Source organism: Streptococcus oralis, from assembly GCF_026782285.1.
Taxonomy (GTDB): Bacteria; Bacillota; Bacilli; order Lactobacillales; family Streptococcaceae; genus Streptococcus; species Streptococcus oralis_CG.
In genome coordinates, this window is sequence record NZ_JAKUWG010000003.1 from 82,469 (window position 1) to 107,639 (window position 25,171).

Genomic DNA, 25,171 nt, shown 5'->3' on the forward strand with positions numbered 1-25,171 from the left:
CCTCCTAGTGTGATGCTTTAATGGACATTATCTCCCTTAGAAAGACTAATCGACGGTTGAACTTACACTTTCAAAATTCAACCAATTCGGTTTAGTTTTATTATATAAAAAAAGTGAACAATTGTCCACTGAGAAAAACAAATTTTAACAGATATACCCGGAGATTCTAAACAAAAAACATCCAAGAAAATATTCTTGAATGTCTGGAAAGATTAGAACTCCATTAACCTTTTCAATAGACTGGAAATGATGATATTATGGCCTCGTTATCTCAAATACTGCTGTATGAATCCACTCATTATGAATTTGTAAATCATTTTCTATCATTCTACTAAAGGTGAAGCCATTTTTTAAAAGCACCCTCTGAGAGGCCAGATTACCCGTTGCCGTTCCTGCAATGATTCTATTGAGACCATAAGTCGTGAAAGCTTTTGCTAAAACGAGCTTAACCGCTTCGCTGGCATAGCCTAAGTTAGTAACATTTTCCCCAATCCTATACCCAAGCTCTGCTGTATTTCGATCACTCTCTAAGACACTTAAATTGATTCTTCCAACCATAACACCTTGCGAATCTCTAATAAGATGCATGTATGCATCATGATTATCTTGCTCCGTTAACAATTCCCTTATAATTTCTTTAAAACCGTCTGAATCAAAATAGTTAGCTGGTCTAGGAGGTAAATTTCGTTCAAAGTACTCCCGATTTTCTTTTTCAAAAGCATATACGTCTAGACTATTTGCTTTAGACAACAGCTCTAAACTGATCATTGTAAATCATCTCCCGTCATTATCTACATTCAATATTTTCTCATGTTTACACAAAGTGAAATTTAAAGAATTTAAAGAGATTCTTTTATTTTCTATATAGTTTCTACATTATAACACAAAATACTATGGATAAGCATAATATTCAAGCGCTAACCCATATTGATACAAGTCAGACTTATGCCAACACTTCTAATATAGTTCCTATGGCAGTTGGTGAATTTGCTTTAAAGTCTCTAAAACAATAAGGTAAAAATAAGGTAAACTTTGAGGTAAACTTTTCAAAAAAACACCAAAAAAGCACCCATAAGGTAAACTTTTGAGTGCTTTGAAACGTTGATATAATCGTATTGATTAACGTTTTGAGAATTGTGATGCTTTACGAGCTTTCTTAAGACCTGGTTTCTTACGTTCAACTTTACGTGAGTCACGTGTAAGAAGTCCTGCGCGTTTCAATGAATCGCGGAAGTCTGGGTCTACTTGAAGAAGGGCACGAGCGATACCATGACGGATAGCTCCTGATTGACCAGCGTATCCACCACCTACAACGTTAACGAAAACGTCGTATGAACCTACAGTTGAAGTAACTGCGAATGGTTGGTTGATAACAAGACGAAGATCAGCGTGTGGGATGTACTCTTCAACATCTTTTTTGTTAACAGTGATTTTACCAGTTCCTGGAACAAGGCGAACGCGTGCAACAGCGTTTTTACGACGTCCAGTACCTGCATATTGTGCTTGTGACATACTTTATTGTTCCTTTCCTTAGATAAGTCCTGAAATATCAAGAACTTCTGGTTGTTGTGCAGCGTGAGTGTGCTCAGCTCCAACGAATACTTTCAATTTCATACCTTGAGCGCGACCAAGAGTATTGTGTGGAAGCATACCTTTAACTGATTTCTCGATCAAACGTACTGCATTTTTAGAACGAAGTTCACCAGCAGAGATTTGTTTCAATCCACCTGGGTGGTTTGAGTGAGTGTAGTAGATCTTATCAGTTGCTTTTTTACCAGTCAATTTAACTTTTTCAGCATTGATAACGATTACGAAGTCACCTGTATCAGTGTGTGGTGTGAATGTTGGTTTGTTTTTTCCGCGAAGTACGCTAGCAACAACTGCTGAAAGGCGTCCAAGAGGTACATCAGTTGCGTCAACAACGTACCATTTGCGTTCTACTTGGCCTGGTTTAGCCATGAATGTAGTTTTGTTCATGATTTCTCCTATATGAATATCGTTTTTGTTTACAGGGCGGATGTTCCGGTCCGCGGGGTATTTGAAAGGTTCCGGGGCCTTACAAATGGGGTAAACAATACCGTCTACTATCATACCAAATTTTACTACTAAAAGTCAATAGATATGAAAAATATTTTTACTGATTTCGCTGTTTAACATCTAGAAAAACCTCGCTTTTGCGAGGCTCTCCTATTTGTAAGCTAAGGCACGTTTAAAGGTTTTCCAGATTCCCAAATCATCCGTTTGAAGGACTAGACTAGCATACATGCGTCCGATAAAGGCAGTTGCAGTGACTGCAAAAGCAACCGTTATAGCAAGAGAAATCCAAGCTTCTAGACCACTTGCATACCCATTTATAGCTCTAAATGGCATAAAGAAGGTCGAGATGAAAGGAATATAGGAACCAATTTTCAGAACTAAATTGTCCCCAGCAGCACCTAGAGAGGTCACACCGACAAATCCTGCTATAATCAAGATCATCAATGGCGACAAGGCCTTTCCTGAATCCTCAGGGCGAGAAACCATGGATCCTAGGAAGGCTGCCAAAACAACGTACATAAAGAGACTAACCAAGACAAACAATAAGGTATTGAGCGAGAAGGCCTCTCCTAGATGATTTAAAATACCAGATTGTGCCAAGATAGGGATATCTTTAAAGAGCAGAATGGCAGCAAGTCCACCCACGACGTAAATCCCAATATGGGTCAAAATCACAAGAAGCAGAGCCAGCATGCGAGCGTAGAAATAATGACTTGCTCGGATACTAGAGAAGACCACCTCCATGATTTTGGTTCCTTTCTCGCTAGCTACTTCCTGAGCAGTGACACTAGCATAGGTAATCAAAATCATATAAAGGAAGAAACCAAGCCCTGCGGCCGCGATGGTTTGAACAATTTTTTTATTTTCCTTGGATTCATCAATCTTCTCAGTAAAGTCAACGGTTTGACTCAAGCGTTTTTCCTGTTCTTGAGACAAATTGGCTGCTGAGCGATTGAGTTGGTATTGCAGTTCGTTTAACTTATTGGTTACAGCTAGCTTGATGCCACTTTCAAGAGAGGTTTCACCATGATAGACGGCCTTGAGGACACTGTCCTCTTGGTCAATGGTTAGGTAACCCTTGATTTTCTCATCCTTGATAGCAGCTTGGGCACTGGCTTCATCCTTATAATCAAAGTTGATACCATTGGTACCCTTGAGCCCTTCTTCCACAGATGGCACCGTTGTTACTACTGCTATCTTGCTATTCTTGGCCATAGAAGACCCTTGGAGATAGCCAATTCCTACAGATAAGGCTAAAAAGAGGAACGGCGAAATCACCATAAAGAAGAAACTCCACGACTTGACATGTCGAAGATAGGTTTCCTTCATTACAACCCACATATTTCTCATACTTCCACCCCTGATTCTAGTTTAAAGATTTCATCGATTGTTGGAGCTTGTTGGTCAAAGGTCGCGATATATCGACCTTGAGTGAGGATGGGGAAGAGTTCCCTTCCAGCGCTCTCGTCATCTAGGATCAATTTCCAACTACCTTGCTTGGTCAAGCTCACCTGTTTGACATGAGGAAGGTTTTCCAGTTCTTCCTTGCTTCGTTCACTTGAGACAAAGAGACGTGTTTTCCCGTATTGATTGCGAACATCCTGAACTGGTCCATGCAAGACCACACGTCCATCTCGTATCATCAGAATATCATCACAAAGTTCCTCGACATTGGTCATGACATGATCAGAAAAGATAATGATTGCACCGCGCTCTTTCTCTTTCAAGATGACCTGCTTGAGCAACTCAGTATTGACTGGATCCAAACCACTAAAAGGTTCATCCAAGATAATCAAGTCTGGCTCATGGATCAGAGTGATAATGAGCTGAATTTTCTGCTGATTCCCTTTGGAGAGGCTCTTGATTTTATCAGTCAGCTTTCCTTTCACTTCCAGTTTCTCCATCCATTGAGGGAGTTTTTCCTTGACCTCCTTAGCATCCATGCCCTTTAGAGTCGCCAAGTAGCGAACTTGCTCAAGGACTGTCAGCTTGGGCATAAGGCTGCGTTCCTCAGGCAGATAGCCAATCCGAGCGTAGGTTTCCTGACGAATCTCCTGCCCATCCAGACTGATCTCTCCTTGATACTCCAAAAATTTCAACATACTGTGGAAAATCGTTGTTTTCCCAGCACCATTTTTCCCGACCAGTCCCAAAATTCGTCCTGGACTTGCCTGAAAATCGACACCAAACAAGACTTGCTTGGAACCGAAACTTTTCTCTAGATTTCTTACTTCTAGCATTTTCCACCTCCGAAATATGTTGCACTTATTATACTCCTTTTTGATAGCCTTTACAAGGATTTATGTACATTTTTATCTTGTTCATCCTTCCTTAAAAACTAAACTCTCTAAGGATTTTGAGTACCCAAGTGATAGAACAATTATAGCCCATTAAAGTGTATACAGGTGCTCTTACTCCTCAATTGTCCATTTTTGATCCTAAACTGTCCTTTTGAAACTAAAAATCCACCCCAAAGGATGGATTGATGAGTTAACGTACTTCTGCATTCACTTTTTCTTCGAGTGATGCTTGGATCTTTTCCATGTAGCGTGCGACTTCTTCGTCTGTTAGGCTGTCTTCTGGATTTTGGAAGGTCAAGCTATAGGCCATTGACTTCATGCCAACTCCCAGTTTTTCGCCTGAGAAGACGTCAAAGAGTTTGATATCTGTCAAACGTTTCACGCCTGCAGCTTGAATTGCGTCTACAACTTCTTGGTGAGTAACTTCTGCCTTGAGAAGTAGAGCAATATCACGACTAACAGCTGGGAATTTGGTAATTTCCACAAATGGAGCTGCTGGCTGAAGGGCAGCTTCAATGGCTGAAAGGTTGAGCTCCGCTACATACGTTTCTGGAATATCATAAGCCTTGGCAGTGACCGGATGCACTTGGCCAAGGAAACCAATAACTTGGTCACCGATTGAAATCACGGCTGTACGGCCTGGGTGAAGGCTAGCAATCTCAGCTGTTGCTGTATAAGTTACTTGGAGTCCCAAGCGAGTAAAGAGCGCTTCTAAGATTCCCTTAGCATAGAAGAAATCAACTGGAACTGCTGCTGTTTGGAAATCTTTTTCAGCAACCAAGCCTGTCAAGGCAAAGGCAAAGCTGTTGATTTCATTTGGAAGTTCTTCTTTTGGATTACCTGTTTGTTCAAAGACTTTTCCAATCTCATAAAGAGCCAAGTTTTTGTTCTTACGAGCCACGTTGTAGGCCACCGTATCAAGGATACCTGAGACCATATTTTGACGGAGAACGGAACGGTCCACTGTCATTGGCCACATGAGTTCTGTCAGCTTGCTTGGTTGAGCTGTGAACTCAACTGCTTTTTCAGGCGTTGTTAGAGCGTAGGTGATGATTTCTGTCAATCCTGCTCCTTCAGCGATGGTACGAACTTGACGGCGAAGTTTTTGTGTCGCAGTCAATTCACCAGCTGTACCGTCATCTTTTGGAAGACTAGTTGGCAAACGATCGTAACCATAGATACGGGCGATTTCTTCAAAGAGGTCAGCTTCGATAGTGATATCCCAACGACGACGTGGTACGCTGACTGTAAAGGCTTCAGCATTTCCAGAAAGGCCAAAGCCAAGACGACGGAAGACATCTTCGACATCAGTGTATGAAAGCTCCGTACCAAGGACACGGTTAACATCAGCCAGAGTTGAAGAAACTTCCACATCTGAAGTATCAAGCTGGCCTGCTGAAACGATGCCCTTACGCACTGTCGCACCTGCAAGCTCAGCAATCATGCTAGCTGCCGCATCAAGGGCTTCATTAACAGTTGCCACATTGATGCCTTTTTCAAAGCGAGAAGACGACTCAGAACGAAGGTTGAGGCGTCCGCTAGTCTTGCGGATAGATTTGCCATTGAAAACAGCAGCTTCAAGGACGACATGACTAGAATTTTCAGAGATTTCTGTTGCTTGACCACCCATGACACCTGCAAGAGCTACTGGCTTGTCAGCGACAGTGATGACTAAGTCATTTGCTTCCAAGTCACGCTCTTCCCCGTCCAAGGTCACCAATTTTTCACCAGCACGCGCTTCACGCACACGGATGTCATTGCCTTCAAAGGTATCCAAGTCAAAGGCATGCATAGGCTGACCAAAGTAGAGCAGGATGTAGTTGGTCACGTCTACGACATTGTTAATTGGACGAATCCCTTCGTTCATAAGGAGGTTTTGCAACCATTGTGGACTTGGTGCAATGGTTACATTGTCCAAGATACGAGTCGCATAGTATGGCGCCTTATCTGTATCGATACCTACAGAAAGAGTATCTGCTGCAGCTTCATTTGTTTCTGTTAAACTGAATTCTTTAAAGCTAACTGCCTTGTCATAGATAGCTGCCACTTCGTGCGCTACTCCACGCATAGAAAGAGCGTCTGCACGGTTTGGAGTGATGGAAAGTTCGATAATTTCGTCATCCAAGTCTAGATATGAGAAGACTTCCTCACCTGGCACTGCATCTTGAGGCAAGATTTGAATACCATCTGCGAATTCCTTTGGTACAACTGAGTCAGAAATCCCCAGTTCACCAAGTGAACAGATCATTCCGAGAGACTCTAAGCCACGGATTTTCCCTTTTTTAATCTTGTAATTGTCCGCGATACGGGCTCCCGGAAGCGCCACCATGACCTTGATACCAGCACGCACATTTGGGGCACCACAGACGATTTGACGGGCTTCTTCTTCGCCAACGTTAACCTGACAAACATGGAGGTGAGTTTCTGGCACATCTTCGCAAGACAAAACCTCACCGACGACAATTTTTGAGAGACCAGCAGCAGGTGATTCGACACCTTCTACCTCAATCCCTGTAGTTGACATTTTTTCAGCCAACTCTTGTGATGGCACATCAATGTCCACCAACTCTTTTAACCATTTATAAGATACAAGCATAATTTAGTTCTCCAGAATGACAGTTGCCACTCTAGTTCTTTTCCTTTCCTATCATTTCAATAGAAGAATCCTCTTCTTACCTTAATTTCTTTTTCAGTAACCAATCTGTATCTACTTTTTGACCAACCATAAAACTATGTTGGCTAAATTTTTCAAAACCATATCGGTTATAAAACGCTTGAGCTTTTGTATTATGCTCCCAAACACCTAACCAAGCCCAGGAAAAACTATTTTTGGTAGCAAGTTCAAGAGCGAATTCAAACAGTTGCTTACCTAGTCCAAATCCTTGGAATTTTTGTAGCACATAGAGGCGTTGAATTTCAAAAGCATCCTCTAATTCTCTCTCAGTCTGAGCACTTCCCCAGTTGACTTTGAGAAAACCAGCTATCTCCTCTTCATGCATAATGAAATAGGTTTCGGAATCTGGATTTTCCAACTCAGTTAACAAAACTCTCAGACTATAAGTCTCTTCAAAGTATTCCTGTAACTGCTCTTCCGTATTATCATGAGCAAATGTTTCACGAAAGGTTTGTTTGGCAATTTTGGACAACGCCCCAATATCTGCCTTTTCTACTTTTCTAATCATTATTTAAACTGTTCTGAGAAGCGGACATCGCCTTGGTAGAACCCACGGATATCATTGATTCCGTAGCGGAGCATAGCGACACGCTCTTGTCCAAGACCAAAGGCAAATCCAGAGTAAACAGTCGCATCGATACCACTCATTTCAAGGACACGTGGGTGAACCATACCGGCACCCATAATCTCGATCCAACCTGTTTTCTTACATACGTTACAGCCTTCTCCACCACACTTGAAGCAGGAAACATCCACCTCAACAGATGGCTCTGTGAATGGGAAATAAGATGGACGCAAACGGATCTGACGCTCTTCACCGAACATCTTTTGGACGATCAACTGAAGCGTTCCTTGAAGGTCAGCCATAGAGATGTTTTTCCCAACAACCAATCCTTCGATTTGGTGGAATTGGTGACTATGGGTCGCATCGTCTGTGTCACGACGGAACACACGTCCTGGTGAGATCATCTTCAAAGGACCTTTTGAAAAATCATGAGCATCCATAGCACGCGCTTGAACAGGTGACGTGTGAGTACGGAGTAAGATTTCTTCTGTGATGTAGAAAGTGTCCTGCATATCGCGAGCTGGGTGATCTTTAGGAAGATTCATACGTTCAAAGTTGTAGTAGTCTTGCTCCACTTCAAAACCATCCACGACTTGGTAACCCATCCCGATGAAAATATCTTCAATTTCTTCACTGGTTTGCGTGAGAACGTGACGGTGACCAGTCGCAACTGGGCGACCTGGAAGTGTCACATCGATGCTTTCACTAGCCAGTTGAGCTGCGACTTTCTTTTCTTCCAAAAGCTTAGCTGTTTCTTCAAAGGCTGCCGTCAAGACATCACGCGCTTCATTGACGTGTTTCCCGATGATTGGGCGCATCTCAACAGAAACATCTTTCATCCCTTTGAGGATTTCAGTAAGTGACCCTTTTTTCCCAAGGACAGAGACACGCAAGTCTTGCATCTCTTTTTCATTTTCAGCAGTAATCTGCTTCAAGCTAGCCAGCGTTTCTTCTCGAAGCGTTTTTAATTGTTCTTCAATAGTTGACATAATTCCTCCATCAGTCTCTCGTAGATAAAAAGAAAACCACATGTCAAAAACTCCACTCGGAGCGTTGACACGCGGTACCATCCGTTTTCATCTGACAAGTCAGACCTTCATTTCTAAATCCATGCGCAAGTGAATTCACCCAGCTTTCATATAGAGAGCTTGCAGTCACGGCTCTCCTCCCTGATATACTTCCCTTGAGTTACTAGTCTTGCGGATTCCTATTCAATTACTACTTAGTTTATCAGATTTTTACCATTCTTGCAAGACCTATCTCACTTCTGCTTGCCTTTAAATCGCCATTGGAAGCGAAGCTTGTCATAGAAAGGAAATTCGATAAACAAGACTCCCAAGCCCACACAGAAACTGGCAAGAACATCTGATGGGTAGTGAACTCCCAGATAGACCCGAGATAGAAGCACACTGACTAGGTAGAAGCCAAGGACAATTTGCACAATTTTTCTCCAGACTGGATCTTTAATCCGCTGACTGAGAATAACAATCAGAGTGCCTACCATCAAAGTTACAGCCAGAGAATGCCCACTTGGGAAGGAAAAGCCCTTCTCCTCGACTAGGTGTATGATAGCCGGCCGAGGGCGCTGGTAGATGTTTTTAAAGGTCACGATTAAAAGACCAGCTAAGGCTAGATTACCCGCCATGAAGTAGCTTTCTATCTTCCACTGCTTACGATAAAAGATAAAGGCTGCAATGGCAACCCAGGTGATAATCACCGGGATATCAATCAAATGCGTAAGGACACGGAATAGAATTGTCAAATAATTTGGCAAGTCCCCACGAATAACAGTCTGAATCGGTTGATCAAAACTGACCAGCGTTTCAGGGTAAAACTTAACCATATAGCCAAGAAGGACGAAAAGTAAAAGGGCAAAACTGCCCTTCATTAAAAATGTTTGTTTATCTCTCATAATGTTTTAAGGTTGGTTTCAAGAGGACGTATAACAACCAGAATGAAACGGCAAAGATTAAACCTTCAATCAGGTTAAAAGGTAAAACCATGGTCATCAAGTAGTTAGAAAGTCCTATAATTTCTCTAATATCAAAGTTGGCAAACTGCGCGTACAAAGGGACAGCATAAACATAGTTGAGAACCAACATCGCAGAAGTCAATCCAATAGTTCCCGCTAGGGATGCTAGTAGGAAACGAAGGGTGCTGCGTTCCTTTTTCCAAATCAAACCAAAGGCGATAACAAAAACTCCCAAAGCTATGATATTCATTGGCAAACCAATGTAGGTATTCACTCCTTGGCTATTCAGAAGCAATTTCAAGAGTGAGCGCATCAAGAGAATTCCTAGAGCAGCTGGCAAATCCATCACGACCAAGCCCACAAGGACTGGCAAGATACTAAACTCGATCTTGAGGAAGGTTGCCGCTGGCAAGAGCGGAAAGTCAAAGTACATCAGCACAAATGAAATGGCTGATAAAATCGCAATGGTCGAAATTCGACGTGTGTTTGTCATAACAGGTTCCTCCAATTTTCTATAAAATCAGAAGAAGTTGGAAAGGATCCCTCTATCTATTCTCACTTTTTATATCCCAAAAGTTCCCTCTCACTCTTTTGAGCAAGCGGTTGCAACTTCTCTATAAACTCATCAGAACAGACAAAGCCATTCTTTCGTCTTCTCCCATCCAGACTATACTGTCGGTTGTGGAATCGCACCACATCAGCTTGCGCTCGCGGACTTCTTTAAGGGAAGGAAATAGAGATTTTTCTTTTAGACTAGGCGACAAGCTGTAGGCATAACTTTTGGTTAGGCAAAGCTTGTCAACAAAGTTTTAAAGGAAAAATTTTTTCCTAATGATACTCAATGAAAATCAAAGAACAAACTAGGAAGCTAGCCGCTGGCTGTACTTGAGTACGGCAAGGCGAAGCTGACGTAGTTTGAATTGGATTTTCGAAGAGTATTAAAGTCACCGCCGGTCGGGAATTTCACCCAGCCCTGAAGACCCTTTAATCTTAACAAAAAACGCTTGCAAGTGCAAGCATTTTGTTTATTTCAATTTATCTGATTCATAGGTGTGAACGAGTTCCAAACCTGCGAAATTTTGCTGGCGAAGCGCTTCATAGACAATCATGCAGACGGTATTAGACACATTGAGACTGCGGACATGTTCATCATTCATGGGAATACGGAGAGCCTTCTCAGGATGTTCTCTCATAAAGTCCTCAGGTAAGCCCTTATCTTCACGTCCGAAGAGAAAATAATGATCCTCATCGCTTGCCAAATTCGCCTCAGAATAGACCTTTTCTGCAAATTTGGAAATCAGATAGAGTTTACCCTTCATCTGAGACATGAAATCTTCCAAACTGTCGTAAAAATAAATCTCAAGCTTATCCCAGTAATCCAAACCAGCCCGCTTCATCTTGCGGTCATCAATAGGAAAGCCCATCGGTTTGATGATGTGGAGGGGAGAATTGGTGGCAGCGCAAGTACGCGCGATGTTGCCCGTATTTTGTGGAATCTGAGGTTCAAATAAAACAATGTGATTTGTCATAATTGGCTTCCTTTTATCATTGCAAAAAAATAGCCACACTGCCCGGAGTCAAGCTCAGCAAACAGCGTGGTTAAGGCATCGTTAACTTACCTCACAACAGGTTTGAAGTAAATCAGCGAAACTACTTTCTTAGTATAACACTTTCAGAATCAATGTCAATAGAAACGACTTGATTTTTTTACTTTTTTTATTATATTTTCATACCGAGACATTCACTTTCAAAATAGCCTTAGCAAGAGAGTAAAATCACTTCAAATCAGAGATATTGTTATAGAAGTTAAGCATATTTATCTTCAAAAACTTGAAAAAGTCCTTTCTTCTCCCAAAAATCGGCTTGGCAAGTGCATTTTTTGCTAAAAAAGGGTATGATAGTTACATCATGAAAAAGTAGGTTTTTTATATGAAAATTGTCCTTGTTGGTGGAGGGAAAGTCGGTTTTGCCCTCTGTCGTTCACTAGTAGCGGAAAACCATGACGTTGTCCTCATCGAGCAAAATGAAGCTGTACTTAACCATATTGTCAGTCGCTTTGATATCATGGGCCTTCTTGGAAATGGTGCTGACTTTGCCATCTTGGAGCAAGCCGGCGTCCAAGAGTGTGATATCTTTATCGCTCTAACTGAATACGATGAAGTGAATATGATTTCAGCGGTACTTGCCAAAAAAATGGGCGCTAAAGAAACCATCGTTCGGGTGCGAAATCCTGAATACTCTAATGCCTATTTTAAAGAGAAAAATATTCTTGGATTTTCACTTATCGTTAATCCAGAACTCTTAGCAGCCCGTGCCATCTCAAATATCATCGATTTCCCTAATGCCCTCTCAGTTGAGCGTTTTGCTGGAGGTCGGGTCAGTCTCATGGAGTTTGTTATCAAAGATTCTAGCGGGCTCTGTCAAATGCCAATCTCAGACTTCCGTAAGAAATTTGGCAACATCATTGTCTGTGCTATGGAAAGAGACCATCAACTCATGATTCCAAGTGGTGATGTCACTATCCAGGACAAGGATCGGATTTTTGTTACGGGAAATCGTGTAGATATGATGCTTTTCCACAACTATTTCAAATCACGTGCAGTGAAAAGCTTGCTTATCGTTGGAGCTGGAAAAATCGCTTATTATCTGCTTGGTATTCTAAAGGACAGTCGCATCGATACCAAGGTTATCGAGATCAATCCTGAAAGAGCTCGTTTCTTTAGTGAAAAATTCCCAAATCTCTATATCGTACAAGGAGATGGAACTGCTAAGGACATCTTACTGGAAGAAAGTGCTCCTAGCTACGATGCGGTCGCAACCTTAACTGGTGTTGACGAGGAAAACATCATCACCTCCATGTTCCTTGACCGTGTTGGTGTCCAGAAAAATATCACCAAGGTCAACCGAACTAGCCTTTTAGAAATTATCCATGCGCCTGATTTTTCAAGTATCATCACACCCAAAATCATCGCAGTGGATACCATTATGCACTTTATCCGTGGTCGGGTAAACGCCCAATACTCAGACCTTCAAGCCATGCACCATCTAGCAAATGGCCAAATTGAAACCCTGCAATTCCATATCAAGGAAGCTAATAAAATGACTGCCAAGCCACTTTCGCATCTAAAATTAAAAAAAGGTGTTCTCATCGCAGCCATTATCCGAAAAGGAAAAACAATCTTCCCTACTGGAGAGGATATGCTTGAGGTGGGAGACAAGTTACTCGTGACGACCTTATTGCCAAACATCACCAAGATTTATGATTTGATTGAGAGGTAAAAAATGAATAAAAGTATGATTCGTTACCTCCTCTCAAAACTTCTCTTGATTGAGGCTGTTCTCCTTCTAGCACCTGTTGGTGTAGCAACCTATTACCAAGAATCCAGTCAAGTATTTATCGCTCTCTTTTCTACGATTGGAATTTTAGTCCTTCTCGGTGGTCTTGGCGTTTTACGGAAACCGAAAAATCAACGGATTTATGCCAAGGAAGGGGTCTTAATTGTTGCCCTCTGTTGGATTCTATGGTCTTTCTTTGGTGGCCTCCCCTTTGTCTTTTCAGGACAAATCCCAAGCGTCATCGATGCCTTCTTTGAAATCAGTTCTGGATTTACGACTACAGGAGCAACTATCCTGAACGATGTTTCCGTTCTCACTCGTTCCCTCCTCTTCTGGAGAAGTTTCACCCACTTGATCGGAGGGATGGGGGTACTCGTCTTTGCACTTGCCATTATGGACAATGCCAAGAATAGTCACTTGGAGGTGATGAAGGCTGAGGTCCCTGGACCTGTCTTTGGTAAGGTCGTATCCAAGCTAAAAAACACTGCCCAGATTCTCTATCTGCTTTATCTGGCTCTCTTCTCCCTTTTTGTGGTTATCTACTATCTAGCAGGCATGCCTCTCTATGATAGTTTTGTCATCGCTATGGGAACAGCAGGAACTGGGGGCTTTACCGTCTATAACGACGGAATTGCTCACTACGGCAGTTCCCTAATTACCTATCTTGTCAGTTTTGGCGTTCTAGTTTTCGGAGTCAATTTTAACCTGTATTACTTCCTTATGCTCCGTCGGGTCAAGGCCTTCTTTGGAGATGAAGAACTGCGAGCTTATGTGATTATTGTCCTAGTGTCTACAGGCTTGATTACCCTCAACACCCTCCACCTTTACCAAGGTGTCTCTAAGAGTGTTGAAATGGCCTTCTTCCAGGTTTCCAATATCATCACGACAACAGGTTTTGGTTACGGAGATATTACCAACTGGCCCCTCTTCTCCCAGTTTATCCTCCTCTTCCTCATGGGAATCGGTGGATCAGCTGGCTCAACCGCAGGTGGTCTCAAAGTGATCAGAGGACTCATCCTCTCAAAAATTGCTAAAAATCAGATTTTGTCCATCTTATCCCCTCACCGTGTCTTGACTCTACATGTCAACAAAACTGTGATTGACAAGGATACCCAGCACAAGATTCTTAAATATTTTGCCATCTACGTGATGATTATACTCTCTCTCATCTTTATCGTCAGTCTTGATAGTAATGATTTTCTAGTCGTGACCAGTGCTGTCTTCAGCTGTTTTAACAATATCGGACCTATTCTAGGTACAACCTCGAGTTTTGCCATCTTTAGTCCCATCTCTAAAATCCTCCTCTCCTTTGCAATGATTGCAGGTCGCTTAGAGATTTACCCAATTTTGCTACTCTTTATGAAACGCACTTGGTCTAAACGCTAATTATAATACAATTCCCCTTTTACAAGCTAGTAGAAGGGGATTTTTCTATTAAAAACGAGAAGACCTTTCGGTCCTCTCCTAATCGATTTATTTTTTAAGAGCTTCTTTGTATCGAGCAACTTCCGCTTGGTTAGCCCAAACATAGTGACCTGGACGAATTTCTACCATAGATGGCTTGTCTGTCTCATAGTCATGTTGGTCAGGATCGTACACTTTCAAGACCTTCTTGCGTTCCAAGATTGGATCTGGAATCGGTACAGCAGATAGAAGCGCCTGAGTGTAGGGGTGGACAGGATTGTTAAACAACTCCTCTGTCTCCGCCACTTCGACGATAACTCCCTTATAGATAACTGCGATACGATCTGAGATAAAGCGAACAACTGACAAGTCATGCGCGATAAAGAGATAGGTCAAGCCCAACTCTTTTTGGAATTTCTTGAGCAAGTTCAAGACTTGCGCACGCACTGATACGTCCAAGGCTGAAATTGGCTCATCCGCAATAACGAAATCAGGTTCCATCACAAGGGCACGGGCAATCCCGATACGCTGACGTTGACCACCAGAAAACTCGTGTGGATAGCGGGTCAAGTGTTCTTTCAAAAGTCCAACTTCATGGATCATCTTTTGAACTTTTTCTTTTCGATCTTCTTCGTCTTTGAACAAATGGTAGTTGTAAAGACCTTCAGAGATGATATAGTCAACTGTTGCACGCTCATTCAAGCTTGCTGCAGGGTCCTGGAAAATCATCTGGATACGACGAATCAAGTCTGAGGATTCCTTGTGAGATTTTTTGCCATTAATTTTCTGGCCATCAAAGATAATCTCTCCTTTACTGGTATTATTTAAACCAATAATGGCACGACCAATGGTTGTTTTCCCACTACCAGACTCACCTACAAGAGAGAAAGTTTCTCCCTTGTTGATAAAGAAGTTGGCGTTTTTAACCGCCACAAACTTCTTACTTCCTTCACCGAAGGAAATTTCTAAATCTTTAATTTCTACTAATTTTTCAGACATTTCCTTCCTCCTAGTCTTCTAGATGAGCAAAGCCCATTTTATCACGAATCTTGTCATGCAAATCTGCAATGACTCCAGGTTTTTCAACTTTAGGAGCATTCTCATGAAGTAACCAAGTCTTAGCCCAGTGAGTATCAGTGACTGAAAACTTAGGTGCCTTCTCTTCAAAATCAATTTGCATCGCATAATCTGAACGAAGGGCAAAGGCATCACCTTTCAACTCAGTATAAAGAGATGGTGGTGTTCCTGGGATAGAGTACAATTCCCCCTTATCATCAGCAAGCTGTGGCAAGCTAGACAAGAGACTCCAAGTATATGGATGACGTGGATCGTAGAAGACTTCCTCAACAGTACCGTATTCTACAATTTCCCCAGCATACATAACCGCTACCTTATCAGCAATACTTGCTACCACACCAAGGTCATGGGTGATAAAAATAATGGTAAAGTGGTACTCATTTTGCAAGGTTTTAAGCAAATCAATGATTTGCGCTTGAATGGTTACGTCAAGGGCCGTCGTTGGCTCGTCACAGATCAAAATATCTGGACGACACGCAAGGGCAATCGCAATAACGATACGTTGGCGCATCCCTCCAGAATATTGGAAAGGATACTCGTCAAAACGTTTTTCAGCATCTGGGATTCCGACCTTGTTCATATAGTCGATTGCCATCTCTTTGGCTTCCTTAGCTGTTTTCCCTTGGTGTTTAACGATAACTTCAGTGATTTGGCTACCGATTGTATTGATTGGGTCCAAGCTTGTCATTGGATCTTGGAAGATGGTCGCAATTTTAGCACCACGAATCTTCTCCCATTCCTTGTTAGAAGTAAGAGCAGTCAAGTCTTGTCCACGATAGTCGATGCTTCCTTGGGCAATACGTCCATTGTCTTCTAACATCCCTGTAAAGGTTTTTGTTAAAACAGATTTACCAGAACCTGACTCACCTACCAAGGCAAGAACTTCCCCTTCAATCAGGTCTAGAGACACTCCTCGGATAGCCGTCAGAACTTTGTCACGAACGTCAAATTCCACGACAATATCACGAGCAGTCAAAATTACATTACTTTCTTTTGTCATGTCTACTCCTATCTATGTGTACGTGGATCACTAGCGTCCGCTAGGTTTTGACCAACAACGAAAAGAGATAGGGATACCAAGATCAAGGTTGTCAACGGAATCCAGAACAAGTAAGCGTTGGTCGTAACGTTTTGTGAGTAATCTGAGATCAAACGTCCCAAACTTGGCACTGTTACAGGCAATCCCAATCCAAAGAAGGAAAGGAAGGCTTCATAAGAGATGAAGCTTGGCAACATCAAGGTCATCGTAGAAACAATAACGGATACCAATTGTGGCATGATGTTTTTAACGATGATTTTAAAGGTTGGTGTTCCAAGTGTTTGAGAAGCAAGGTTGTATTCCAAGTCACGGTAACGCATGATTTGGATACGAATCATATAAGCAATCCCAATCCAAGTTGTCACACTCATGGCAAAAATCAAATTCCAGAAACCAGCACCAATTGAATAAGTCAAGACAATGACAATCAAGAGAGATGGAATGTTTGAAATAATGTTATAAACTTCCATCATGACGCGGTCAACGGATTTTGAAATTCCCCAAATTCCACCAACAATAACCCCAATCACAAGGTTGATAAAAGTGGCAATGACAGAGATGAGGATAGAGTTACGCGCCCCAAACCAAACCCCGTCAAACAAGGATTTACCATTGCTATCTGTACCAAACCAATGCTCAGCATTGGGCTTGATAAAACGAGCAGAGAAGTCATTGACCTTACTTACATCGTTGAAGTCAAAATCTGAGAACATTGGGTAAATAAAGCTCATCAAGATAATGGCAACCAAAATTCCTAGCATAAAGACTGTTGATTTTTTCTTTAGAAACTGTCTAAATACAGAACCCCAGTATGAATAGGCAGGAGCATCAATTGTTTCAGAGGCAAAATCGTCACGTTTTACGAACTGAAATTTTTCTTTTCCGATTGTTGACATTATTTGCCTCCTTTCTCTGTCAATTTAATACGTGGGTCAAGCATGGTCATCCAGATATCTCCTACAAAGAGTGAGAAGATAGAAATACATGTGAAGATGAAGACGAGACCAACTACCATTGAGTTGTTTGATGCCTTAACAGAGTCAATCAACATTTTACCCATACCTGGGAAGGCGAAGACTGTTTCTGTCAATGTTGCACCACCAATAACCCCGATTACGGCACCAGGAATACCTGAAACCAAAGGAACCATGGCATTTTTAAAGATGTGTTTATTTGAAATTTCTTTTTCAGACAGTCCTTTTGCACGAGCAAATCGAACGAAATCTTGAGATTGCAAGTCAATCATATAACGACGAATCCAGATAGCTGTACTTGGTGCTCCCAGCAAACCTAGAATGACTGCTGGCAAGACGTAGGAACGCCAATCTCCAGCCCCCAAGATAGGAAATGAGTCAGGCAGACCAATAGATGATCCAATCAAGCGCACGATGTAAACCAAAGCGATCGTTGGAAGGGCAAGCAAGAAGGTTAGAGCACCTGTCGAGAAGCTATCAATCCAAGTATTCTTGTGGCGAGCCATAGCAGATCCAAGAGGAATGGCAATCGCATAAGAAATAACCAAACCGATCAAACCAGCAACAGCCGAGCTTGCAATCATTGATGGATATTGATAATTGCTTTCTGTAGCTGTATATGGATCGTCTTTACCATAGTTAGCTACCTCACGCGCATCTGCTTGACTTGGTGACTTGTAGGTACGAGAGTAAATATCTACAGAGGAAGTCTTTTTACCCGTAGGGAATTGAACTTCTGATGTCTTCGTTTGTCCCTGACCCTGTGTGATAACTTGAAGCACTGGTGTGTTTGCATAAGTTGGGTAAGAGTCTCCCAAGTTAATGTTCACAAAGTTTTGGTGTACAAATGGGAATTGATTGTTGAAATACAAAAGGTATTTATGTTTTGTACCTGAACCAACCAATGACCAACCAATAGCAGGGTCATTTTCAAAACGAAGATAGCGTTCCAAGTTTGGATTTTCAGGGTCTTGAATCTTGTTTGTATGATCAATGTCGAGCAAGTTCGAGTAGAATTTGAAAACACGTTCAAAAATTGGAATTTCACGCGTAGCATAGAATTGACCACTTTCTGAGAATACACCGAGTGTCCAACCATTTCCTAGTTGGTTGATGTATTTTTCGTAGATTGCCTTATTAGTCTCATTGGCATCAACTGTTACAGATGAGTCCATTGTGCTCGCTTTTTCTTGCAACTCCTTGGTATCGTAGTACTCGATATAGCCCATCCGCTCATAAACGGTATTTTCATAGTTATCCCGTTTATCTGGCGTCGTTGCAATCTTGTTATAGTTGGTATCCTGCTTGAAAATCAGTTTTCGAGGAACCATCGTATAGATAATCGTGTAGGTCAAGGTTGTCACCAAGAAGATAGACACCAATGAACGCAATACACGCATAAAAATATATTTCTTCATATCGTTTCCTTTTAAAATCCCAAAAGAACCTTCTCCTCATGGAGAGAAAGTTCTCTTGAGAGTTATTTATTTAACGTGATTAGCCAATTCTTTTTGAACTTTTTCGTTTGATTCTTTTTTCTCTTTGAGCCATTTTTCACGAGCTTGTTCATAGTCAGCTTTGGTTACTACCTTGTCTTGTAACTGAATATACTTGAAGTATACATCTGAGCCCTTATCTCCAGATTGGCTATATGATGCAGAGAATGGCACAACACGAGAAATGAATGGTGCAGCACCAGTTGATGACATAGCTGGCAAGATGAGTGAGCTATCTGTCAACCAAGCTTGAGCTGCTGCATATTTTTCATAACGAACATTCAAGTCGCTTGTTTCTTTAGCAGCTTCATCAACTAGCTTATCGTATTCTTTCAAACCAACTTGAGCTGCTGCAGCATTATCTGCACCTTCGTAACCCATGTATGTTTTTGTTTGTTCAGTATTCGTTGTTTTCAAGATATCAAGGTAAGTTGATGGATCTTCATAGTCAGGGTTCCATCCAACGGCACCTGAGAGATCCCAGTCTTCTGCTGCTGCATTCGCCGCATAGTAGGTAATATTATTAAACTCATCTTTAGAAACTTGTTGGATATCAATAACTACGTTGCCTTCACCAAGCACTGTTTCAACGGATTGTTTGAAGGATTGAATACGTGCGATATAGTTTTTAGCTGTTTGGTCTACTGGAACATCCAAATGGATAGGGAATTTTACACCTTCTGCTTCCAATGCTGTTTTGGCTTTGGCAAATTCAGCTTTGGCTTTATCGGCGTTGAAGAGTCCATCTTGACCATCCGCAAAGCTTACATTCTTCCATTCATCGCCATAAGCTGCCATCTTATCAGTCACCAAGTCACCGAAAGTTTTTTCGCCAGCAGAGACAAAGTCAGGTTTTACAAAGAGGTTACGAACGGCACGAGGAGCACCTTCTTTACCATTTACTTGAGCTGAGTAAGACGTACGGTCAAAGGCAAAGTTCAAGGCTTGACGGAAGTCCTTGTTAAGGAGGGCTTTCTTAGTAGAAGTCTTCTCTTCATCAGTTGTCTTAGAAGTGTATTTGTAACCTTGGCGGTCAATATTCACACCCAAACCACCAATACCAGGTCCTGATGGAGTGTAGAAGATATTTTCCTTGTAGGTTTCTTCTACCTTAGAGTAGTTTGAACTTGTTGGGAAGAGACGGGCATAGCTATAGGCTCCACTTGTAAAGTTACGCTCAATGGACTCTTGGTCTGAACCATCATAAAAAGCAAGGGTTACTTTATCAAGATGAACATTGTCTTTATCCCAGTATTGTTCATTTTTAGCGAACTCGATAGAAGACTTAGCAGTCAAACCTTTCAGCAAGAATGGTCCATTGTAAAGCAATGATGTAGGGTCAGTCGCTTTAGCAAAGTCAGATCCTTTTGATTTTTCAAATTCTTCGTTCAATGGCCAGAAGATTGAATAAGCCATCTTAGAGTTCCAGTATGGTTCGGGTTTGTTCAAAGTATACTCAAGTGTATAATCGTCAACTGCTTTCACACCTACTGAAGAAAAGTCTTTATTGTTTCCAGCTTTATAGTCAGCTAGACCTTTAACTGAATCTTCTGCTAGATAAAGTGCTTCAGACTTGTTATCAGCTGCGTGTTTCAAGCCATTTACGAAGTCTTTAGCTGTCACTTCAGCATACTCTTCGCCATCTGATGTCATCCATTTGACACCTTTACGAATCTTGTAGGTATAAGTCAACCCATCTTTTGAGACTGACCAGTCTTCTGCAACTGCAGGAGTCAAATTCCCATATTTATCATTTGTAAAGAGACCATCGATACCATTTGAAGTGGCAATTTTGGTACTTTGTTTCCCTGAAATGAGGTAATCCAATGTTTCTGGGTCAGCTGAATAAACATAACCATAGGATTTTGGAGCTGTTGAATCAGATGATTTTGAAGAACCACAAGCAGCGAGAACGCCAGTTGCCAGCAAAGCAATCCCTGCTGTAACAAATACTCTACTTTTTTTCATGTATGTAACTCCTCTTAAAAAATTTAGGCTTATTGCCAATTATACCATAGATTTCTCAAAAAGTAAACGAATTTTCAGAATATTTAGGCGTGTAACCACAAAAAACTTTCATTTATCAAATTTTTCTATTCTTTGTTTGCTATCTATAGAATCAAAAGGGAAGTTAAGGCTCTATAAAGCCTGATTTTCAGATTTTCTCTCCCCATTTTTCCATCCAATCAGAAAGGACAATCTTCTAAATTGGATTTTCGATTAAGAAACTATTGACGTAGAATCATTTTCAAGGTATAATATTAAACGTTGAGGCGGTATAGCCAAGTGGTAAGGCACGGCTCTGCAAAAGCTTGATCGTCGGTTCAAATCCGTCTACCGCCTTTCAGTACCTGAAATAACAGGAATTAACCGAATGAAAAGCCCGTAAATCGGGCTTTTTTGTTTTTTTCTTCGGATAAATAAGGATAACTTTGAAAATCTTTTGGGGCGAATAAAAAACAGTGACGAAAATCACTGTTTTACTCGGTTTCTTCTTCGGGCTCTAGTTCTGTGATTTGAACTTTTACCTTGGTAACACGTCCATTTTTCACCTTATCATTGGTCAAGATAACCTGCTTGTTTTGACTGACCAGTTCATAACTGATTTTTTCAGTTGTTGGGATCGTACCAACACCCGTCAAATAATAACCGGCGATAGTATCCACATCATCGCTTTCTAGTTCAACGCCAAAGTAGTCGTTGAAGTCGTTAAGATTCATGGTTCCTTGTGCAATATAGGTATCCTCACCGATTTGATGGACTTCGATTTCTGCTCTGTCCGTTTCATCATCAATTTCGCCGACAATCTCTTCTAGGAGATCCTCCAGAGTTACCAAACCAGCCATACCACCGTATTCGTCTAGCAAGATGGCCATTTGATTTTGGGTATTTCGTAGCTCTTTCAATAGATCATCCACAAAGATGGTCTCAGGCACAAATAGCGGTGTTTGTAGGATTCGTTTCCAAATAATATTTTCAAAACCATCCGCATAGGCAGCGTTTAGCAAGCGCTTGGTATGAATCAAACCGATAACATTGTCTTTATCACCATCATAAACAGGAATACGTGAGAAATTTTGCTTCAAAATACTCTCAATAATCGTCTTGCTGTCATCCTGAATATCCACCATGAAGGCGTCTGTTCGGGGCACCATCAGCTCACGAGCCATCAGTTCATCTAGCGAGAAAATCCCTTGTAACATCTCGATTTCGTCTGCGTCCAGTGTTTCTTCACTATTGGTGAGCATGTACTCTATTTCATCACGTGTCATCTTTTCATCCGCATCATCAAAGGTCATTGGTGTTAAACGACTCAACAAATTAGTTGAAGCAGATAGCAGCCAGACAAAGGGACTGACAATCTTTCCAAGACCAATAACAATTGGTGCTGTTCGAATCGCCAAAGCATCTTTTAGATTAAGGGCAATACGTTTAGGATAGAGTTCCCCAAAAACAATGGAAATGTAGGTCAAGAATGCCAAAGAGAGGAAACTTGCAATGGCATAAGCCGTCTCTCCGCTTCCCATCCAAGATGCGATCACTTGTCCAAGGGTATCCGCCAATTTGGCCCCTGACAAGATCGTAATCAAGGTGATACCAACTTGAATCGTTGATAAAAAGTGATTAGGATTTTCAAGTACCTTTAACAAACGGATATAACTTTTGTCTCCCTCTTCTGCCTTTTGCTCTACTCGAGCACGATTTAGTGACACCATCGCCATTTCGGTGGCTGAGAAAAAGGCATTTAAAAAGGTCAATACAACTAAAAGTACAAATTGCAGTAACAAATCCTGACTGCTCGGGTCTTCCATGGTCTTTCTCCTAAAATAGTATCTCGTGTTCCATTATATCACAAATTAGCGTAGGAATCACATTATTTTCTAATTTATACAATTGCTCCCTTATCACTAACAGACAAGGGAGCAATTTTTATTCCTTTAATAGATTGGTTCTAGTTTGTCACCGTGACCTGACCTGTTCGGTAATCAAGCTGGATACCCTTTTGAATATTTGGAATCAGGACGTTGAATTCCAATTCGCCATCCGAAGACTTGGCTTCAATTTGTGAAGCAGATGGAACCAAATCCTCATTCGTAGCATAGTGGAGAGTTACCCGATAACGGACTCTCTTATTCTGGTCCAAGGCTTTCCTAACCAAACTCTCATAGTAGTTCTGGCCTGTCGAATCTTCAGCCTGAGCCTGGTTGGCCCAAGCTGTCTGGACTGCAATGTTCTTGGGATTGCTGGTAGAGGCATCAAAACCATCCAAACCACCTATCAAGGCATACCCCAGCAGGTGTCCTCTATCAACTGCATGTGTATAGGTCCCCTTTAGATTCTTGACCTGATGCCACCCTGGTGGAGTCCAAGAGGTGGACCCATTTCCAGTCTCTTCCCGATTCTTATATTGCCGAGTCGCTTTGGATAAGATGGCATTGGCAACAGTTGGGACTGTCTCTTTCCCGACTGGTTTTGTTTTATTATCCGCATAGGGTTTGCTAGAAACCTTGGCATCTAGATTGGTTTTATTACCATTGACAACAAAGGCCCCTGCTCCATTCCACTCGAGATCCCCCTTGATTTGGTTTTTGATTGACTCAGTTAAGACACTTTCAGCCAACTCCTGACTGGGAGCTTCTGAAGCTTGTTTTTTCTGACTAACCTTTGTTCTAGGGCTATTTGGTGCTGTCTGCATCTGCTTGATATAGTAGCTTCCAGCAGCCAAGAGTAAGAATATGAGTAATCCTATCAGAGCTTGTCTTGTTTTTTTGTCCATTTTTCTCCTTTTTCTTTAGAAAAAGACTGGTTTCCCAGTCTAATTTCCTGTAAATTTGCTAATCAATTCTTGCCACTTCGCCGGAGACAAGATTGCCCATGGATCCTGTCCCTTTCCTAGGATACCATAGCCAACCATCAAGCCGATTCCTAAAGCAAGAAAGCCTAGCAATAGTACGATAAAAATCAACAGTAAGCGACGGAGTACATAGCGTAGTCTCTTGTTTTTGTTTCTATTCCTCTTCATCGTCAACCTCAATCCGCTGAATCTTCGCTCCTAGCTGAGCTAACTTCTCATGGAAGCGATAGTAACCTCTATCAAGGTGGACTAATTTACCGACAACTGTTTCTCCTTGCGCTACCAAACCTGTCAGAATCAAGGCTGCGCTGGCACGAAGGTCCGTTGATAGAACTTCTGCTCCCTGTAAGGCCTGTCCCCCAACAATACGAGCTGTGTCACGGATAATCTCTGAATGCAGGCCCATACGGCGCATTTCCTCTAAGTGCTGGAAGCGATTCTCAAACACCGTTTCCACCATGGTGGATTCCCCTTTTGCGACAGTCATCAAGGCTGTAAATTGCGCCTGCATATCTGTTGGGAATCCTGGGTGTGGTAAGGTTTTTACATGAACAGCCTTGAGATTTTCAAGTTGAGAACGAACACGGATACCTTCTGACTCCTCCGTCACCTCAACTCCCATTTCCAATAGTTTTGAAATCAAGGGACGATTGTGTTCCCAGACTGCATCACGAACGAGGACATCTCCACCAGTCATAGCTGCCGCAACCATAAAGGTTCCGGCTTCGATACGGTCCTGTACGACATTGTGGGTCGTACCATGGAGTTCCTCAACACCAGTCACTGTGATTGTTTCAGTACCAGCTCCCTTGACCTTGGCTCCCATTTCATTAAGAAGGATAGCAAGGTCAACAATTTCCGGCTCACGCGCAGCATTTTCTATCACTGTCACACCATCAGCTAGAGTTGCTGCCATCATCAGATTTTGTGTTGCGCCGACACTAGGAAAGTCCATGTAGATATGAGCACCGTGCAGGCGTTCCGCCTTGGCTTCAATGTAACCAGCTGTCTGGCTGATCTTAGCCCCCATAGCTTCCAAACCCTTGAGGTGGAGATCGATCGGACGACTCCCAATGGTACAACCACCTGGCATGGATACCTTGGCATGGCCTACACGAGCAAGGATTGGACCCAAGACAACGATAGATGCACGCATCTTGCTGACATACTTATACGGAGCTTCCTCCGTGATATCTCCAGTCGCATCAACCTCAACAACATGTGCTTCCTCATCAAAGTCCACCTTGGCATTCAGACCTCGAACCACTTGATTCATGGTGAAAACATCTGACAAGATTGGAACATTCTGCAAGACTGTCTTACCCTTGCTTGCTAGAATAGTCGCTGCCAACAAAGGTAAGACGGCATTCTTTGCTCCCTCGATGGTCACACTCCCGACCAGACGATTATCTCCGCCTTGAACCACAATTTTTTCCATAGTT

At 42.0% G+C, this 25,171-nt stretch carries 22 protein-coding genes, 1 tRNA gene and 1 pseudogene; 4 read left to right on the forward strand and 20 right to left on the reverse strand.

From position 1 onward, the window contains the following. Positions 1-255: 255 nt before the first annotated feature. Positions 256-768: a GNAT family N-acetyltransferase gene (locus MK403_RS02705; protein WP_268708887.1), complete on the reverse strand. Its 513-nt coding sequence runs from the start codon at positions 766-768 to the stop codon at positions 256-258. A 143-nt stretch (positions 769-911) separates the two neighbouring features. Here MK403_RS02705 and MK403_RS09455 point away from each other — a divergent pair. Next, a pseudogene (locus MK403_RS09455) lies at positions 912-1,013 on the forward strand (ketohydroxyglutarate aldolase); the annotation flags it as partial. Positions 1,014-1,119: 106 nt separating this feature from the next. Here MK403_RS09455 and rpsI read toward each other — a convergent pair. From rpsI to MK403_RS02755, 10 genes are all read right to left on the reverse strand, one after another. After that, positions 1,120-1,512 carry a 30S ribosomal protein S9 gene (gene rpsI, locus MK403_RS02710; RefSeq protein ID WP_000075973.1) on the reverse strand — a complete coding sequence of 131 codons (393 nt, stop codon included), beginning with the start codon at positions 1,510-1,512 and terminating at the stop codon, positions 1,120-1,122. Positions 1,513-1,530: 18 nt separating this feature from the next. Next, complete coding sequence (gene rplM, locus MK403_RS02715) at positions 1,531-1,977, reverse strand: 50S ribosomal protein L13 (protein WP_001044624.1); 447 nt, start codon at positions 1,975-1,977, stop codon at positions 1,531-1,533. Between the two features lie 210 nt (positions 1,978-2,187). Then, the gene (locus MK403_RS02720) at positions 2,188-3,387 is read right to left on the reverse strand and encodes an ABC transporter permease (protein ID WP_268708888.1); all 1,200 of its coding nucleotides are present in this window, start codon (positions 3,385-3,387) and stop codon (positions 2,188-2,190) included. Further along, entirely contained in the window at positions 3,384-4,277 is an 894-nt protein-coding gene (locus MK403_RS02725) for an ABC transporter ATP-binding protein (protein WP_268708889.1), read from the reverse strand. Before MK403_RS02725 ends, MK403_RS02720 begins: the two co-directional genes overlap by 4 nt. A 250-nt stretch (positions 4,278-4,527) precedes the next feature. Further along, positions 4,528-6,933 (reverse strand): phenylalanine--tRNA ligase subunit beta, encoded by a 2,406-nt coding sequence (gene pheT / locus MK403_RS02730; RefSeq protein WP_268708890.1) that lies wholly within the window; start codon positions 6,931-6,933, stop codon positions 4,528-4,530. A gap of 76 nt (positions 6,934-7,009) precedes the next feature. Beyond that, positions 7,010-7,519 carry a GNAT family N-acetyltransferase gene (locus MK403_RS02735; RefSeq protein WP_268708891.1) on the reverse strand — a complete coding sequence of 170 codons (510 nt, stop codon included), beginning with the start codon at positions 7,517-7,519 and terminating at the stop codon, positions 7,010-7,012. Continuing rightward, positions 7,519-8,565 (reverse strand): phenylalanine--tRNA ligase subunit alpha, encoded by a 1,047-nt coding sequence (gene pheS, locus MK403_RS02740; protein WP_268708892.1) that lies wholly within the window; start codon positions 8,563-8,565, stop codon positions 7,519-7,521. The genes MK403_RS02735 and pheS overlap by 1 nt, the downstream gene beginning before the upstream one ends. Before the next feature lie 272 nt (positions 8,566-8,837). Next, positions 8,838-9,488, reverse strand: a complete 651-nt coding sequence (locus MK403_RS02745; RefSeq protein ID WP_268708893.1) for a phosphatase PAP2 family protein — start codon at positions 9,486-9,488, stop codon at positions 8,838-8,840. Further along, positions 9,478-10,041 carry an ECF transporter S component gene (locus MK403_RS02750; protein WP_268708894.1) on the reverse strand — a complete coding sequence of 188 codons (564 nt, stop codon included), beginning with the start codon at positions 10,039-10,041 and terminating at the stop codon, positions 9,478-9,480. Before MK403_RS02750 ends, MK403_RS02745 begins: the two co-directional genes overlap by 11 nt. Before the next feature lie 532 nt (positions 10,042-10,573). Next, on the reverse strand, positions 10,574-11,077 hold the full coding sequence (locus tag MK403_RS02755; protein WP_268708895.1) for a tRNA (cytidine(34)-2'-O)-methyltransferase: 504 nt from the start codon (positions 11,075-11,077) through the stop codon (positions 10,574-10,576). A 400-nt stretch (positions 11,078-11,477) separates the two neighbouring features. Between MK403_RS02755 and trkA the strand changes: the two genes are divergently transcribed. Next, entirely contained in the window at positions 11,478-12,827 is a 1,350-nt protein-coding gene (trkA, locus tag MK403_RS02760) for a Trk system potassium transporter TrkA (RefSeq protein ID WP_061418132.1), read from the forward strand. A 3-nt stretch (positions 12,828-12,830) separates the two neighbouring features. Beyond that, on the forward strand, positions 12,831-14,270 hold the full coding sequence (locus MK403_RS02765) for a TrkH family potassium uptake protein (protein ID WP_268708896.1): 1,440 nt from the start codon (positions 12,831-12,833) through the stop codon (positions 14,268-14,270). A gap of 87 nt (positions 14,271-14,357) precedes the next feature. Here the strand turns inward: MK403_RS02765 and MK403_RS02770 are convergent, their stop codons facing one another. The 5 genes from MK403_RS02770 to MK403_RS02790 all read right to left on the reverse strand — a co-directional run bounded on the left by MK403_RS02770 (position 14,358) and on the right by MK403_RS02790 (position 20,842). After that, a complete protein-coding gene (locus tag MK403_RS02770; protein ID WP_001291316.1) occupies positions 14,358-15,287 on the reverse strand; it encodes an ATP-binding cassette domain-containing protein in 930 nt (309 codons plus the stop codon). A gap of 10 nt (positions 15,288-15,297) precedes the next feature. Then, on the reverse strand, positions 15,298-16,365 hold the full coding sequence (locus MK403_RS02775) for an ABC transporter ATP-binding protein (RefSeq protein ID WP_173259013.1): 1,068 nt from the start codon (positions 16,363-16,365) through the stop codon (positions 15,298-15,300). A gap of 8 nt (positions 16,366-16,373) precedes the next feature. After that, entirely contained in the window at positions 16,374-17,300 is a 927-nt protein-coding gene (oppC, locus tag MK403_RS02780) for an oligopeptide ABC transporter permease OppC (protein WP_000103934.1), read from the reverse strand. Next, complete coding sequence (locus tag MK403_RS02785; protein ID WP_084974385.1) at positions 17,300-18,796, reverse strand: ABC transporter permease; 1,497 nt, start codon at positions 18,794-18,796, stop codon at positions 17,300-17,302. The genes oppC and MK403_RS02785 overlap by 1 nt, the downstream gene beginning before the upstream one ends. 66 nt (positions 18,797-18,862) lie before the next feature. Beyond that, on the reverse strand, positions 18,863-20,842 hold the full coding sequence (locus MK403_RS02790; RefSeq protein WP_268708897.1) for a peptide ABC transporter substrate-binding protein: 1,980 nt from the start codon (positions 20,840-20,842) through the stop codon (positions 18,863-18,865). A 304-nt stretch (positions 20,843-21,146) separates the two neighbouring features. On the opposite strand from MK403_RS02790, the gene MK403_RS02795 reads away from it, so the two are divergent. Next, positions 21,147-21,217: transfer RNA gene (locus MK403_RS02795), tRNA-Cys, on the forward strand. A 137-nt stretch (positions 21,218-21,354) separates the two neighbouring features. Here the strand turns inward: MK403_RS02795 and MK403_RS02800 are convergent. The 4 genes from MK403_RS02800 to murA all read right to left on the reverse strand — a co-directional run bounded on the left by MK403_RS02800 (position 21,355) and on the right by murA (position 25,167). Further along, positions 21,355-22,686: a hemolysin family protein gene (locus tag MK403_RS02800; RefSeq protein WP_268708898.1), complete on the reverse strand. Its 1,332-nt coding sequence runs from the start codon at positions 22,684-22,686 to the stop codon at positions 21,355-21,357. A gap of 140 nt (positions 22,687-22,826) precedes the next feature. Further along, positions 22,827-23,651 (reverse strand): DNA/RNA non-specific endonuclease, encoded by an 825-nt coding sequence (locus MK403_RS02805; protein ID WP_268708899.1) that lies wholly within the window; start codon positions 23,649-23,651, stop codon positions 22,827-22,829. Positions 23,652-23,690: 39 nt separating this feature from the next. Then, positions 23,691-23,897 carry a DNA-directed RNA polymerase subunit beta gene (locus MK403_RS02810; RefSeq protein ID WP_268708900.1) on the reverse strand — a complete coding sequence of 69 codons (207 nt, stop codon included), beginning with the start codon at positions 23,895-23,897 and terminating at the stop codon, positions 23,691-23,693. Beyond that, positions 23,884-25,167, reverse strand: a complete 1,284-nt coding sequence (gene murA / locus MK403_RS02815) for a UDP-N-acetylglucosamine 1-carboxyvinyltransferase (protein WP_268708901.1) — start codon at positions 25,165-25,167, stop codon at positions 23,884-23,886. The genes MK403_RS02810 and murA overlap by 14 nt, the downstream gene beginning before the upstream one ends. Positions 25,168-25,171: the final 4 nt, after the last annotated feature.